The sequence below is a fragment of the Fictibacillus phosphorivorans genome (assembly GCF_001619875.1).
GTDB classification, from domain to species: domain Bacteria; phylum Bacillota; class Bacilli; order Bacillales; family Fictibacillaceae; genus Fictibacillus; species Fictibacillus phosphorivorans_B.
Genome location: NZ_LRFC01000001.1, coordinates 121,990 through 136,744, shown reverse-complemented (window position 1 = coordinate 136,744; position 14,755 = coordinate 121,990). Strand labels below are relative to the sequence as shown.

Below are 14,755 nucleotides of genomic sequence, written 5' to 3'. Positions count from 1 at the left end.
ATAAAAATGGGGCTGATCTAGTTGTCTTCACTTAAACAATCGTTTAATTTTGTCGCGGATTCTTATGAGCGATTCCGTCCTTCTTATCCGGCTGACTTATTCAAGGATATTCTCGCTTTCTCGAACTTAGATGTGAATGAGACACTTTTGGAGATTGGAAGCGGAACAGGAAAGGCAACTGAGGTTTTTTTACAAAGGGGTTATGCGAACATTACTTGCATCGAATATGGAGAAAATCTTGCTAAGCTGACTCAGAAAAAATTTTCTGCCTTTCCTGATCTACACGTTTTTCATTCTGGTTTTGAAGAATGGACGAATCCAAGCAAAAAGAAATTTGATCTCGCTTTTTCAGGAACGGCATTTCACTTTATTCCTTATGAAGAAGGCTACCAAAAAGTTTCCTCTCTGCTAAATGACGATGGTGTACTTGCACTTTTTTGGTTCGTTCATGTATCTTCAGAAGAACCTGTCTACCAATCGATAAGAAAAGCATATGAAAACCATGCACCACATTTAAATGACCGCAACACTCCATCATTAGAAGAATTTATTGAAGAGCGGAGTCACCTCACTTTAGCTTCAGGTAAATTTCATGATTTAAAAGTCCATACGTATATTTGGGATCAAGTTTATTCAGCAGATGAATATATTGGACTTTTAAACACTCATTCTGGACATCAAGTGCTTCCTTCCTATCAAAAAGATCCTCTTTATAAGGGAATCAATAAGTCGATTCAGCAGAAAGGCGGACAGATTTCGAAAAAACATGCTGTAGCCTTGTTTTTAGCTAGAAAAAAATAGGCAACTCATTATAATCTTTTTGGGGAAGACACGTCTCAAGACAAATAAGTGATGTATCCAGAAGTTTTGTTGTCCAATCCAGAAATTTTGCGGTACAATCCACAAATATTAACTTTAAATCCACAAAAATAGCTCATTAATCCACAAATTATAATTCACAGAAAAAGGTGTCCTTTCCAGATGGAAAACTACCAAAAAAACCAGCGACAGCCTATAGGCCTCACTGGTTTTTTACTATGCCTTCATTAGTTCCGCCGTTTTCAAGAATTCGCTGTATTCCTGCAATCCTTCTCTTGTTGCGATGTCATGGTCGAACATCGGAACATATATCTTCTCTGTCTCTTTAAACATTTGTTTAATGTCTTCGAGGTACGGACGCTCAGCTTCCTTTCGATTCCTCATAAATGTTCCTTCTACATCTTCAGGAATGACTTTGTTGACGATAATTTTACTCACCGAGATGCCATGTTCTTTTAATGTTTTTACCGCACTCGCCGTTTCTAAGATTGGCAGTCTTTCAGGGTTCACTACCATCATATAGGCCGTTTTTTCCTTATCAATGATTAACTCTCTTACTTTACTAAACTTTTGCCTTCTCGCCTGGAGAACGTCATAGATCGGATCCTCTCTCGTTTCACCGTCATACAAGAGCTGGGTGTAGTTATCCTGAACTTTTTTACGCTTCTCTAACAGTCCATCCATCCAGACACCCATGAATTCTGGTAAGAGCAAAAGTCTTAATGTGTGACCCGTTGGTGCGGTATCAAAAACAACTGCGTCATATGATTTACTATCTTCAAGCAATATGGAAGTCATCTTATCAAATACAGCCGCTTCTGCAGCGCCAGGTGATTTACCGGCAAGATCGAGCTGACGGTGAACCTCTTCAAGCATTGTCACCTTTACTAGCCCTTTTATGTTCTGCTTTACTTGCTCCATATACGCCAATGCTTCTTTGTCAGAATCAATTTCAATTAAATCCAGGTTATGGGCAATGTTCGTCTTCCCTTTTACTTTTTTCACTTGAAAAAGATCTCCTGTATTATGGGCTGGGTCAGTTGAAACGAGAAGCGTCTTTTTCCCTTCTCGTGCGCAAAGAACAGCAAATGCAGAAGCCGTTGTACTCTTACCCACTCCGCCTTTTCCTCCAATAAAATAAATCTGCATATTGATTCTCTCCTAACAGCAGCGAATTCCTTCTAAAGGTGATTTATCCATACCCATTCTCATATGCCAATCGTGAAATTTTTCTAATAGCAAAGGATAAAGTTCTAACGTGTAATAATAAGCTGGATTGGGTATTCCTAGCATTTCGGATACACACAGAAGCATGAACAAATCCTCTTCATTTCTTAATTCTCTAGCAATTTCAGCGCGATGCGGTTGCTTCAAAATTTGATCGTACAGATCAACCGCTGTTTTCAATTTCTCTAAAAAAGACATATCTCTCGATGCCCCCTCCTTTAAAAGAAAGTAGAGACTAGCTTTCCTAGCCTCTACTTCACGATTACATATCCGTTGTTAACGGTTCTGTTGTCTTATTTCTAAATGTAGCTAACGCTTCTAAAATAATCCATAGCGTAAATCCTAAAATCAAGCTTCCGAAGATAAAGAGCAGCATGTTTGCATCGTTATCCCCCATACCTGACCAGGTAAACACAACCTGCTGAATCATTGCCCAAAGTGTCATAAAGAAAACAAAGAGCATCGGTATTAACGTAACCATATAATTTCGGCCAAGACGTTTTAGCCAGATGGTGATAAGGAGCAAAGAAATCCCCGCTAAAAGCTGATTACTTGTTCCAAACAATGGCCATAACAGATATCCGCCTGATCCAAAACCATTCGGACCTTGTGGAAGGATAACAAGAGCTGTAGAGGAAACTGCGGCGATGGATGTTGCCACATGTTTCTTTTCAAGAGAACGAACCTTGTATTCTACACCAAGCTCTGAAATGATATAACGCATTAATCGGAACGATGTATCAAGAGAGGTAGCAGCAAAACTTACGATTATAACAGCAACGATTGTTGCAGCGATATCAGCTGGGATCCAGATTCCTGTCGCAAGCTGAGCCGCTCCGCCGATAAAGGCACCAAGTCCGCCTGAACTTGCTGCAGCAAAGCTGTTATACGTTGCTAAGAAATCTCCTTGTGTAGCAAAAACGGTTGAAACCGCAATGATTGCGATTAATGCAAGAGTACCTTCACCAACAGCACCTGCATAGCCAACAAAACGAGCATCTGTTTCTTTATCAAGCTGTTTGGAAGTTGTCCCTGATGAAACAAGACCGTGGAATCCTGAGATCGCTCCACAAGCAATCGTGATAAATAACAGCGGGAACCATGGAACATCTCCTGCAGAAGCGTTTACGGCTGGTGCCGTAATCTTCGGCTGAAGGAAAACAAGACCTAGATAAAGCATAATTAATCCAACAACTAGCTGGTGGGAATTGATGTAATCACGAGGCTGAAGAAGCTTCCACACTGGGAGAACTGAAGATATGTAACAATAAACCATGAGTATGATGATCCAAACTAGGAAAGCAGAACCAACCGCACCTAGACCGAATAACCCTGCAGCTTCTGCACCACCAAAATATTTCACTAAGTCAATTTGGAGTGCCGGAATCTTACTGGAAAGGATAGCTGTACCATACATGATCACTAAAGCAATGATGGATGGAATAAGCATTTCTTTTTTATTTTTGTATACCGCGTACCCAATCCATACCGCTAATGGAATCTCGATAAAGATTGGCAGAACACTTGCCGGAAATTTAATAAACAGATTTGAAATAACCCATGCAAATACGGCGTTAACCATTAACATCAAGATTAAAATAATGAATAAGAACATAATTTTTGCACGTTTTCCAATGATCGTGCTTGTAATCGATCCGACAGATTGTCCCTTATGTCGTGCAGATAATACAAGTGTACCGAAATCATGAATACCTGCGGCAAACACGGTACCGAAGATCACCCATAAAAATGCAGGCAACCAGCCCCAGTATAGTGCGATCGCAGGTCCTACAATGGGCGACGCTCCTGCTACAGAAGAAAAGTGATGTCCCCATAAAACAAATTTATTAGTAGGAACAAAGTCGACTCCATCATTGTACTTGTGAGCCGGTGTAACATAATTCGGGTCAAGTTTATAAATTTTTTCTGCTACGAACTTGGAGTAGTACTTGTACCCAAACGCAAACATCAACATCCCAATAATGGCTAACCAAACGGAATTCATTTTCAATAACCCCCTCCTTATGACCTGGTCTTACATATAAATCATAAATGAAAGCGTTCACACTAGTCAATATATTCTGACTATTTAATCTGAAGGGTTATACAACTTATCCTCTCCTTCAAATGTACCGAGTCTATTAAAAACGTGCCCATTCTAGGAAAGCAGTACTATTGTTTCGACAATTTAAAGGATAATTATCGATTGAAGGAGAAATATGGGGAAACAGAGAAGGGAGGAAAAGAAAATGAGTGAAGTGATCATCCGTCATCTAGTGAAACGTCATTTCACAAAGAAAAAGATACAAGATCAGCATCTTCAACAGCTGCTTGTCCATTTTCTTCTTTCAGTCAGGAAAGATAAACATTAAAAAAGATAAATAAACCGCCATCATATATTTTTACTTAATCCAGAGTATCTGATCGATCAGGTACTCTTTTTATTTGCTCCAGGAGGCAGTCCAGGCGTTTCATTCCACTTGCCTTGCATGAATGAACAAAAAGCGCGATTCATGGACTATTTTTCGTTACATCACCTTGGTCAAGATTTTCAACGAATGAAGAATCGTATCACGTTCAAAATCAGAGAGTCGCGAAAAACTTTCCATTAAACGTTTGTTTATGATTGTGTCAATGTGGGATGCTGTTTGTTCCCCTTTTTCTGTTAAACTAAGCAAATATATTCGTTTATCGTTGGGGTATGGAGTCTTTGAAACAAGCCCTGCTTTGATTAAGGTTTGAATCTGCCTGCTAAACGTTGTGATATCAACCCCTAAATTATCTGCAGTTTGCTGCATAGAAAGCTGAGTGTGTTTATTTAATTCATACAGGATATGGCTATGTGCGAGTGTTAGATCTGACTCACCCATACGAAAGCTGCTTTTTTGTAAACGATCATACCGTCTACTTAAACTTTGCAACAAACTCCTAACATCGTCCAACAAAAACACCTCCTCTTTATCACTATAAAGGATTCGTCTGAAAATTCATATCTTTCACCCTTACTTTTATCCATATAAACATTTAGTATTTTTTTACTACAAAAACATTCCTTTGAAGGTCCTTTTCTTAATACGCCTATCTATTTTAGTACTAAAGACTCGTTATTGTTCGAGTCAAGAGGTTTTATACGCCCTTCATTAGGGTAACAAAGATTTATAGAGATAAGGAATTTGAGTTGGGGGTATCAATGAATATGTACAGAGTGGAGCAGAAACGCAGTAAGCTAGGCTTTTGGCTCGAACAGCATAAGAAAGATACTGACTGGTTATCTCGAACAACGGGCATCGAAAGAAAAATGATAGAAGAATTAGCATCTAATCCAAATAAGAATCCACGAATGATTGCAATTAGAAAAATTTTATATGCCGTTAAAAGAGTCGATCCTACGATTAAGGTTAGTGATTTATGGGATATGTAAACGAGAACAGCACTCCACTTATAGACAGGAGTGCTGTTCTTTTGTTCTATGCTAGCGTGTTTTTAGCAATTCCACTACTTTCGACTTCATACAAGAAATAACTGTATTCTTATACTTAACAGCCAGTAAGATGACTCTTAAACGCTGAAAAGGAGAAAGTTCTTTAAATCTTGTATCTTCTTTTATAAAATCACGAATGATTGAGACAGATTTGGTACTCAAATTGTCGCGCACCCATTCTTTACCTGTTTTTCTTCGTTCCGTATGAAATAAAGTCTTAAACCAGTTCTTATCACATGTCTCATTTGATTGCTCATCTATAATACATAGCGCAAATTTATTTTTTGTGTGTTTCGTTAAATACTCATAACGGTCATTTCCACAAATAATGCTGTAATCATTACTTTTTTCTCTTTTTACAACCAACATATACATACAGTCCCACATTCTATTTCTTAGCTGCTTGACATGTTCTGTTATCTTAGTGGTAAGATTCGGCTTAATCTTATTTAGTGGAATATATTGTACATTCAACTTCATGACTATCCTCCTCTTTTCATATGGAGTCGGCATGTGTTTAGTATATGAAGGTTAACAGGCAAATGGTGCCTAATAAAAAACAGGACTAATGCCAATCCTTTTAGAATCGTCAGTTATCCAGCATCAGCTAACCTTCTAATTCAAAAAAAAGCCATCCCTCACCGTTTTATTAACACGGTGCGGAGTGGCTTATAATGATTTATGCTGCTCTATTTTTTCTAATAAAATTACGAATGTCTCTATTGCCAATAAACTTCTTGGATTGTTCATCCCATAGCTTAAACGTTAAGGATTTTAAGCTTGTTAGAAGTGTAAGGGTTGGCACATCCTGAAGACGAGGGTCACTCTTATGTGCCTTCTCCAAATGATAATTTGGCACGCGAGAGTTCAAGTGATGCACATGGTGGAACCCAATATTACCTGTAAACCACTGAAGAACTTTGGGAAGCTTGTAGAACGAACTTCCTTTTAAAGCTGCTTCTACATAGTTCCACTTTTCGTTGTTTTCAAAGTAACCATCTTCAAATTGATGCTGCACATAGAACAGCCACACTCCAGAGAATGTTGCGATGTAGAAGATCGGCAGCTCTACTAATAAAAAGGCTTTCCAGCCAATTGCAAAACCAACAGTTAATACGATTGAGACTAAAGCCACATTTGTTAACCAAACGTGCACTTTCTCTTTTTTTGAAGCATTTTTTGCATTAAAACGGTAATCAATCAAAAAGATATATAAGGGTCCGATTAAAAAAAGGACAATCGGGTTTCGATATGTTCGATATTGCAACCTTTTAAACCAAGAAGCTTGTGCATATTCTTGCAATGTCATTGTCCAAACATCACCAACACCGCGCTTTTCTAAGTTTCCGTTTGTAGCATGGTGTGTTGCATGGCTATTCTTCCATTGTTCATAGGAACAAAATGTGAATAGACCAGTAAATATGCCTACAATTTGATTGGCTTTACGGCTTTTGAAAAATGAATAGTGTGTGCAATCATGAAAAATGATAAATGTACGAACTAAGAAACCTGCTGCAGGAACAGCACAAAGAAGTGTTAACCAAAATGATATATTTAAACTCAAGTAAGCAAGAACCCATAAGATAAGAAATGGTCCTACTGAATTAATTAACTGCCATACACTTGCTGATATACGCGGGCGTTCAAATGGTGCTAATTTTTTCTTCCATTCACGAATGTCGTACTTCGAATGATCGCTCATTAAATCAGTCTCCTTTATTTCACATCTTCATTATAGTAACACATATTTTGAATATAGCATCCTCTATTTTTGTCGATTTAGGAACAAATTATATGACTTGGTACTAAAAACACATAAAAAAACCGGCCCCCCTGTTTGAAGGACCGGTTTACCTTTTTATCTTTTTTTACTTTTTCTTTTTTTCATTAATATAAAGCTTTCCTGCTGCTCTTTCTGTTGTTTTATTTCCATAGTCATCAGAAGCAATGACCTCAACTACAGCACCAGGAGCTTTTACGTTGGATGTTGCAGTATAATAGCCTTCATAATGACCTGCTGACGTCTCACGCATCGGAAGCTCTGTTGCGTTTACAAGGTTCCCTGTATTTGTAAGCGGCATATGAATGATAAACACTGTATCTAACCCTGGTTCACTATCAAACTCAATTTTTACTGACTGACCTTTTTTAAGTTCTTTGTCCGTATCAGGTTTCAAGTTTTCAATGACTGGAGCTTCAAATTTCGCATACACTTTAATCGTTTTGGAATCACCGTTCCCAGCTTTATCTTGTGCTTCAACAGTAATTGAATTCTCTCCTTCGTCTAAAAGAAGACGGTGGGTGTAATTACCATTCGCATCAACTTTTGCTGACTGCCCGTTTACCTTTACCCAATCCAGGTTCGTTTCTTCGACGTTTCCTGTTACTGTAACGGCTTCACGGTTCGTTTTTGTCCCATCAACTGGTGTCGCAATACTTAATTTTGGATTTGATTGATCTAGTGTGATGGTTACTGGAGCAGATTCATCTGTAGAGCCTTGCTCTGTAACGGCCTTCGCTGTAAGCGTATTGCTGCCATCTTCAAGCGTCACTTCACTTGAGAACGTTCCAGCATTTGTCGCATCTGTACTCGCTACTTCCTCTCCGTTATTGTAGATCTTCACGGTTGTAGTTGGAGCGGCTTTCCCGGTTACAGTTACAACTTCTTCATTTGTAAATGATCCATCTGCAGGTGAAGTAATGGCAGGTGCTGTAACTTCATAATTTACCGTTGCACGAATCATATAGTTTCCTTCATCTTCTGGTGACTGTGACCATGCCCCGCTTAAGCTTTGATAGCTTCGGCCAGACCATGTTCCGCTTTCATCTGTTGCAAGCCCTGGAGTGTTAGGATTCGCAAACGTTTGAATGTACACCATGTAGAAATCACCTTCTACCATGATTCCATGCTGGCTTAAATCAACGTGAGTCCACTGACCGTTTCGAAGAGCAGTAGCATCAAAAGGTCCTGCTAGCTTGTTGCCTGGCGTTCCATCTGGACCACTTGCATCATACACAGCTACTTGAAATGCTGTTCCACCTGGTCTTGGCCATTCTGTATCCCAGAATCGGAACAACCCGCCAGTAACAGCAGCTTTTTCATTTCCTTCTGCTAATGACATCTTAACTGCCCATGCGTTGCCTGCAGCATTCCATGCACGCGCATTTTCAGCAGTACCATCGTCATAGCCAATTTCTCCTGGATAGCCGATGAATGGTTTTAACTCAATGTTTTGCTGTGTGGTTTCACCGCCTGAAATGGTTACAGAAAGTTCTTGTCCATAATAAGAAGGTGCCAAAACTTTTAGTGTATACTCTCCCTCGTATGCATCAATCTCATACGAACCATCTTCATTTGTCTGAACCGGTGCGATTGCCGCATCTTCCATAAGCATTACGGTCGCTCCAGCAACGGGTTCACCTGTTCGTTCATTTATAATCGTTCCTGAAAGTGTTCCTCTAGGAATCTCTTCTAATGTGAAATTAGCTCTTGCTGTTCCATCTGGTGCTAGATTTACCGTTTGAACAGATGAACGGAATCCGTAAGCCTCTGCTTTAACCGTGTAAGTTCCTGCAGCATGCATTAAGCTGTAAGAGCCGTCTTGAGGGTTCGTATAAACAGAGCGCCCTGTTTCAAGAACACTTACTTCCGCTCTCATCGGCAGTGTCATAGGTGAAGCTTTACTATCTGTCGATTCTTTTGCTGGTGCAGTATTTTCTGGTGCAATCTTAGTTGGATCTACCTTTGGTTTCGCCTGATCAGATGCAAGTGGTTCAACCGCAGGTGCCGCTGTTACTGCTGGTGTTAATGGCTGATTCTGCAGTTTTACATCATCAATATACCATCCTGCTTTTACAACAGAACTATCTGAAGTTACGTTGAACGCTACATAAATGCGCTGTCCCGCGTACTCACTTAAATTTACTTCTCCGTTAATCCAGCCTCCTGATGTAGAGTTGACGCGTAATTTTTGCGTCCAGTTCTGCCTATCTGTTGAAACAAATACATGTCCATAATCGTAGTTTCGCTCAAGATCATGCCACTGCTTGAACTGCAGGTATGCATTTCCTGCTGGAAGGTCAACAGGAGGCATAACAAGCGTCATATTCGCACTGTTTACATAGTTCCCTGCTAGATTAGTAGCATATACTTTTTGACCTGAAAAAGCTGCGCCTGGTCCGCTTGTTGGTACACCATGCTCCCAGCTATTGTTTGCACCAAATGAAGTCCAGCCTGTCGGTGTCCCTTCAAAATCCTCTGTGTACCCAACTGAGATTCCCGGCAGCAATGTAACGGTATAGTTTTCAGATGAAACGTTATTGCCGCCAAAATCAATGGCCGTCCATTTGTATACGATTGAATTGCCAGTTAATGCAGAGCCTGGAATAGAAGCAGCGTACGTACCAGACTTATAGTCTCCGCTTGTACGTTCTGCCACAGCATTTGTCCAGCTTCCATCTGCGTTTTGATAGCTTAATGAAACGGTTGTAACACTGATGTCATCAGATACTTGTGCTGTAAGGTTTATTGGCATTTCTTTATAAGACTCAGAAGGCGCTTCATGAGTAATAACGGGGCCTTGTGTATCTTCCCCTTCTTTCGTAACCGTTCCTTCAATTCTGCCTAAACCGCTGACAACAGAAGATACGGCTGTAAAGGCATTTACTAAACCGTGTCCATAACCATTGTTCGGTGATTGAGGGAACGTTGCATCAGTTAGCGGCGTAGCCGTTGTTAATAAAATTTCTTCTATTTCTTCAACTGTTAAACTGGCATTCGCTTGTCGAAGGAGTGCCACTACAGCTGATACGTGAGGACCTGCCATAGACGTTCCATTCCAACCTCCCTCATACGCGCTTCCTGGAACAGAAGATCGAATGTTTACTCCAGGAGCAGATATTTCAGGTTTTGTTTGATTGTATGGTGAAGGTCCTTGAAGCGAGAAGCTAGCTAGTCTGTTGTTAATATCTGTCGCCCCAGTTGCAAAAGATTCAGGGTAATTCGCTGGGTTTGCTACAGATCCTGGTCCGCCCGGGTTCGTCAATGTTGTATTACCGGCTGAGAATTCAGGGAAAATTTCAGCTGCGCGCCATGCATTTACCATTGGTCTGTACCATTCATCAAGACCTCTCCCGCCACCCCAGGAGTTGTTAACTACATCTGGCGCTTTTTCTGGATGCGGATTGCCTTGTGCATCTTTAGGAGCTAAAATCCACTCACCCGCTTCAAGAAGATCTGTGTCAGTCCCTCCGTTCGGTGAGAAAGCTTTAACTGCAATGAATTTTGCACCTGGTGCCACACCGATCTGATTAGCACCGTTTGCTTCAGATCCCACCATTGTTCCGGTAACGTGGGTGCCATGCCCATGATCATCATATGGAGCAGCTTGTCCGCTAACCGCATCGAACCAGTTAAATTGATGATCTGGCGTATTTGGATTTTGTGGATTGTATCCACGATATTTTTCTTTTAATGCAGGGTGATTCCACTGCACCCCAGTATCAATGGAAGCGACTACCGTACCTGATCCATCGATGCCCATATCCCAAACGGCAGGTGCCCCTACTCGTTCAATATTCCATTCTACCGAAGCTACCTTATTTTCCGGTTCAACTTGTAAGTCTGCTTTTGGTTTCTCAGGAATTTTTACTGCACTTACAGGTTGAATGAGTTGCCTTGTTTCGTTCGGAAGCACTTTTTCTACTTCTGGGAAAGCAGCGATCTCTTCCATTACTTCCTTAGTTGCCGTTACAGCCATTACGTTAACAACATAAAAGGATTGAATTTCTTTTGCTTTCCCTGCTTTTTCTTGTTTTTCTAAGTATTGTTTTGTGTTCTGCTGTGTTTCGAGCGCTTTTGCACGAAGTGTAGACACAACGGTAGAACGCTTCATAAGTTTCGTTTGATTGGCAGAGAGCTTTTGCGTTTTAGCCTCTTTAGCTGCTTTTTTAGCTACTTCTGCTGTGTCTACTTGCTCTTTAAACTTTATAAGGAACGTGACTTTATCTTTCTTATCAAACTGCTCGCTAACCTTTTTAGAAACCTTGCTTTTCGAGCCTCCAAGTGCGGCTTCCTTTGCTGATGTTGAAGCTTTTCCTTTTGCTGCACCATTTGCTTGAGACGGGAACATCATTGGAACAATCATTAAAAAAACTAAAAATACAGAAAGCCAGCGTACTTTTCTTCGTTTTTTACTCATGTTACTTTTCCCTCCCTATTCTTTTTTTGTTTTTAGCAAGTCACATTCTTAAAATCTTATTACACCTCCTGTATATTTTTTGAAAATATAGTAATTCTTTGTTGTTATATAAAGGTTAACGGAATACAACTGTAAGATTATGTAATAATATGTCGCGTAAAGGACTAGGAATTGGAAAATAAACCCTTTGTATGACTCACAACCTTGTATTTTGTGACTATTGTTTAATCATTTTTTGAAGTAGATTTATTTTTTATAGAAAAGCAAACTTCTGACACAGGACAAATCTACTTATTTTTGCACCATAGAAACGGAGTCTTTAAAAATGGGAACACAGTCCTTTAAAATCATGCTTATACCTCTATTGAATTTCCAAATTCTTCTTTAAAGATGTGGAATGCATCAAATGGCCTATCCATGATGTATGTTCTTTGTCGCAAAAAGGAATACATTAGCCTAAGTACGATGCATATGTCTGATCTAAATGATGGTGAATAAAGCAACTAATCCAGAGAACATTTTTATAAATGTCGTTTTTTGACAATAAAAAAAACCCTCTTACGAGTAAGAGGGAAAACCAAGTATTTTATTTGGGTCGATCTAACGAAAAAGTTTCACCTAATTTTACATAGTTCGAACCTGCTAGCCTTCCAACAGGCTGCAGTTTTTCAGCATCAATTCTTCCATCTTGATACAGTTCATCAGCAATATGGTAATGAACAACTTTACCGATTAAAAGATCTGTAGCTGGCTTATCAGATTCCCCTCCTAGAGGAATTATTCGCTCAACCACACATTCCATACGAATTTTAGATTCAGCAATCCCTGGAACTTTTACTTTTACAGATTGAACTGTTGTTAACTTAGCAAGTTCAACTTCACTTTCAGCAGGTCCGAGGTTTGCTGCGGTTTGATTCACAGCCTCAATGTAAGATTCATCCGGGATATGAACGACAAATTCACCAGTCGCCTCTGCATTTCGTGAAGTATCCTTCTGTACACCGTCTTTTCTGCCGATCGAAATGGCGATTAACGGAGGATTGGATGTTAGCGCGTTAAAATAGCTGAAGGGAGCAGCATTGAGCACACCATCTTTGGAAAGTGTACTGACAAAGGCAATCGGTCTTGGAATTATACTCCCTGTAAGGAACTTATAATTTTCCTTAATCGATAAATGTTGAGGATCAATTGATTTCATAAATTTCACCCGCTTTACATTAATTTTTAAGAACTGAAATGTTTGTGAAACCATTCAGCGGCTTCTTCTACTTCAGCTCTTGAAAGCTGATGCCCCATGTTCTCCCATTTCACATGTACTTCTGCACCTGCACTAGAGAGTAATTGCTGGAGCTCTTCTGTTTCTTCTGGCGGACAGATCGGGTCGTTTTTGCCTGCACCAATAAATACAGGAAGTCCGTTTAAATCAGGTAATTCGATTCCCCGTCTAGGAACCATCGGATGATGAAGGATAGCTCCTTTTAGAGAGTTCTTATAATGGAAAATTAAACTTCCTGCAATATTGGCACCATTCGAATACCCAATAGCAACGACTTGATCTCGGTCAAAGTCATACTTCTCGGCTGCTTCAGCGATATATTCATGAAGCTCTTTTGTTCGAAAAATCAAATCTTCCTCATCAAAAACACCTTCAGCTAATCGACGGAAAAAACGTGGCATGCCATTTTCAGATACGTTTCCACGTACACTTAAAACAGATGATTCAGGTGAAATCATATCTGCCAATGATAGAAGATCTTCTTCATTACCTCCTGTGCCATGTAATAAAAGCAGTACGGGCTTCGTTAAATCTGTTCCTTTTTTAAACAAGTGTTTCATTATTGGTCCTCCTTTAAAATCCTTGCTTCTGCTGGCTGCAGGTGACTCTCTATCTGCCCTCGATGAGGTTCAAGCCATGGCGGGAGCAGCAGCTCTTTCCCAAGATCTTCTTCTGGTTCGTCACGAGTGAATCCTGGTGGATCTGTTGCAATTTCAAAAAGGATACCGCCTTCTTCACGGAAATAGATGGCGTTAAAATATTGTCTGTCTATAATTTCTGTCACCTGAAAGTCATTCTGTTTCACATGCTGCTGCCATAATTCATGCTGTTCATAAGAGTTGGCTCTCCATGCGATATGGTGAACCGTTCCAACTCCGCTCACCCCTCTTGCTTCTGGAGCAAGCTTAATATCAATGACATTTCCAATATCGGCTTTCGCTTTAAACCTGATATACTCACCGTCTTGCCCGACTTTTTCAAGTCCCATCACGTCGATGAGTACTTTTTCCGTTTGATTTGGTGCAGCAGAAAGCAATACAGCACCGCCAAATCCTTTAATTGCATGCTCAGACTTGATTGCTCCAAATGACCATTCGCTGTTTCTACCTTCTTTTCTTGCTACAATCTCAATACGCAGGCCATGTGGATCAAGAAATTCTAAATACTCCTCTTCAAAGCGTATCGTTTTTTTATATTCTACAGAGAATTTTAAAAGTCTTTCTTCCCAAAAAGATAGCGAACCCTCCGGAACAACAAAAGAAGTCGTGCCCACTTGGCCGGAGCCTACTCTTCCTCTATATGCATCTGGCCATGGAAAGAACGTCATAATCGTTCCTGGGCTCCCTCCTTCATCTCCAAAATAAAGATGATAAGTTCCAGGGTCATCAAAATTAACCGTCTTCTTCACTAACCTTAATCCTAATACACCTGCATAAAAATCAACATTTTCCTGTGGACTGCCAACGATAGCTGTAATGTGATGAATTCCATCTGTTTGCATGATCATATCTTAAACATCCCTTCATACTTGATTACTTATTTTTTGTAAGTTTAGTATATGAGATTATACTTACTTTTGTCAAGTAACTATATTTGTTTGTGAAATTGTGTTTTACGGCTATATGTGTACATGAAATAAGTCTTTCTCATTATGTACGATCCAGGCATTACTTAGCCTTTCCCCATATGAAGAAGTCTGTAACGAAAAGAAAGTATGAAACAAATGAATGAGGAAGAAAGGAATGAAATAAA

General features: G+C 39.9%; 13 protein-coding genes. 3 read left to right on the top strand and 10 right to left on the bottom strand.

The window, feature by feature from the left end:
* Nucleotides 1-21: 21 nt before the first annotated feature.
* Complete coding sequence (locus AWM68_RS00670; protein WP_066236110.1) at nucleotides 22-801, top strand: class I SAM-dependent methyltransferase; 780 nt, start codon at nucleotides 22-24, stop codon at nucleotides 799-801.
* 234 nt (nucleotides 802-1,035) lie between these two features.
* Here the strand turns inward: AWM68_RS00670 and AWM68_RS00665 are convergent, their stop codons facing one another.
* The 3 genes from AWM68_RS00665 to AWM68_RS00655 all read right to left on the bottom strand — a co-directional run bounded on the left by AWM68_RS00665 (nucleotide 1,036) and on the right by AWM68_RS00655 (nucleotide 4,051).
* A complete protein-coding gene (locus AWM68_RS00665; protein WP_066236108.1) occupies nucleotides 1,036-1,968 on the bottom strand; it encodes an ArsA family ATPase in 933 nt (310 codons plus the stop codon).
* A gap of 12 nt (nucleotides 1,969-1,980) precedes the next feature.
* On the bottom strand, nucleotides 1,981-2,244 hold the full coding sequence (locus AWM68_RS00660; protein WP_066236106.1) for a cory-CC-star protein: 264 nt from the start codon (nucleotides 2,242-2,244) through the stop codon (nucleotides 1,981-1,983).
* 64 nt (nucleotides 2,245-2,308) lie between these two features.
* On the bottom strand, nucleotides 2,309-4,051 hold the full coding sequence (locus AWM68_RS00655) for a carbon starvation CstA family protein (protein WP_066236104.1): 1,743 nt from the start codon (nucleotides 4,049-4,051) through the stop codon (nucleotides 2,309-2,311).
* 244 nt (nucleotides 4,052-4,295) lie between these two features.
* On the opposite strand from AWM68_RS00655, the gene AWM68_RS21950 reads away from it, so the two are divergent.
* Complete coding sequence (locus tag AWM68_RS21950) at nucleotides 4,296-4,418, top strand: hypothetical protein (protein WP_269446768.1); 123 nt, start codon at nucleotides 4,296-4,298, stop codon at nucleotides 4,416-4,418.
* A 156-nt stretch (nucleotides 4,419-4,574) separates the two neighbouring features.
* Here AWM68_RS21950 and AWM68_RS00650 read toward each other — a convergent pair whose 3' ends face one another.
* Nucleotides 4,575-4,988, bottom strand: coding sequence for a MarR family winged helix-turn-helix transcriptional regulator (locus AWM68_RS00650; RefSeq protein ID WP_066236102.1), 414 nt, complete (start codon nucleotides 4,986-4,988; stop codon nucleotides 4,575-4,577).
* A gap of 248 nt (nucleotides 4,989-5,236) precedes the next feature.
* Between AWM68_RS00650 and AWM68_RS00645 the strand changes: the two genes are divergently transcribed.
* The gene (locus AWM68_RS00645; RefSeq protein WP_066236100.1) at nucleotides 5,237-5,467 is read left to right on the top strand and encodes a hypothetical protein; all 231 of its coding nucleotides are present in this window, start codon (nucleotides 5,237-5,239) and stop codon (nucleotides 5,465-5,467) included.
* A gap of 51 nt (nucleotides 5,468-5,518) precedes the next feature.
* Here AWM68_RS00645 and AWM68_RS00640 read toward each other — a convergent pair whose 3' ends face one another.
* The 6 genes from AWM68_RS00640 to AWM68_RS00615 all read right to left on the bottom strand — a co-directional run bounded on the left by AWM68_RS00640 (nucleotide 5,519) and on the right by AWM68_RS00615 (nucleotide 14,510).
* Nucleotides 5,519-6,007, bottom strand: coding sequence for a hypothetical protein (locus tag AWM68_RS00640; protein ID WP_066236098.1), 489 nt, complete (start codon nucleotides 6,005-6,007; stop codon nucleotides 5,519-5,521).
* 199 nt (nucleotides 6,008-6,206) lie between these two features.
* On the bottom strand, nucleotides 6,207-7,229 hold the full coding sequence (locus AWM68_RS00635; protein ID WP_066236096.1) for a fatty acid desaturase: 1,023 nt from the start codon (nucleotides 7,227-7,229) through the stop codon (nucleotides 6,207-6,209).
* 166 nt (nucleotides 7,230-7,395) lie between these two features.
* On the bottom strand, nucleotides 7,396-11,727 hold the full coding sequence (locus tag AWM68_RS00630; RefSeq protein WP_066236093.1) for a S8 family peptidase: 4,332 nt from the start codon (nucleotides 11,725-11,727) through the stop codon (nucleotides 7,396-7,398).
* Between the two features lie 586 nt (nucleotides 11,728-12,313).
* Nucleotides 12,314-12,925: a flavin reductase family protein gene (locus tag AWM68_RS00625; RefSeq protein ID WP_066237358.1), complete on the bottom strand. Its 612-nt coding sequence runs from the start codon at nucleotides 12,923-12,925 to the stop codon at nucleotides 12,314-12,316.
* A gap of 26 nt (nucleotides 12,926-12,951) precedes the next feature.
* Nucleotides 12,952-13,563 carry an alpha/beta hydrolase gene (locus tag AWM68_RS00620; RefSeq protein ID WP_066236091.1) on the bottom strand — a complete coding sequence of 204 codons (612 nt, stop codon included), beginning with the start codon at nucleotides 13,561-13,563 and terminating at the stop codon, nucleotides 12,952-12,954.
* Nucleotides 13,563-14,510, bottom strand: coding sequence for a ring-cleaving dioxygenase (locus tag AWM68_RS00615; RefSeq protein WP_066236089.1), 948 nt, complete (start codon nucleotides 14,508-14,510; stop codon nucleotides 13,563-13,565). The genes AWM68_RS00620 and AWM68_RS00615 overlap by 1 nt, the downstream gene beginning before the upstream one ends.
* Nucleotides 14,511-14,755 lie beyond the last annotated feature (245 nt).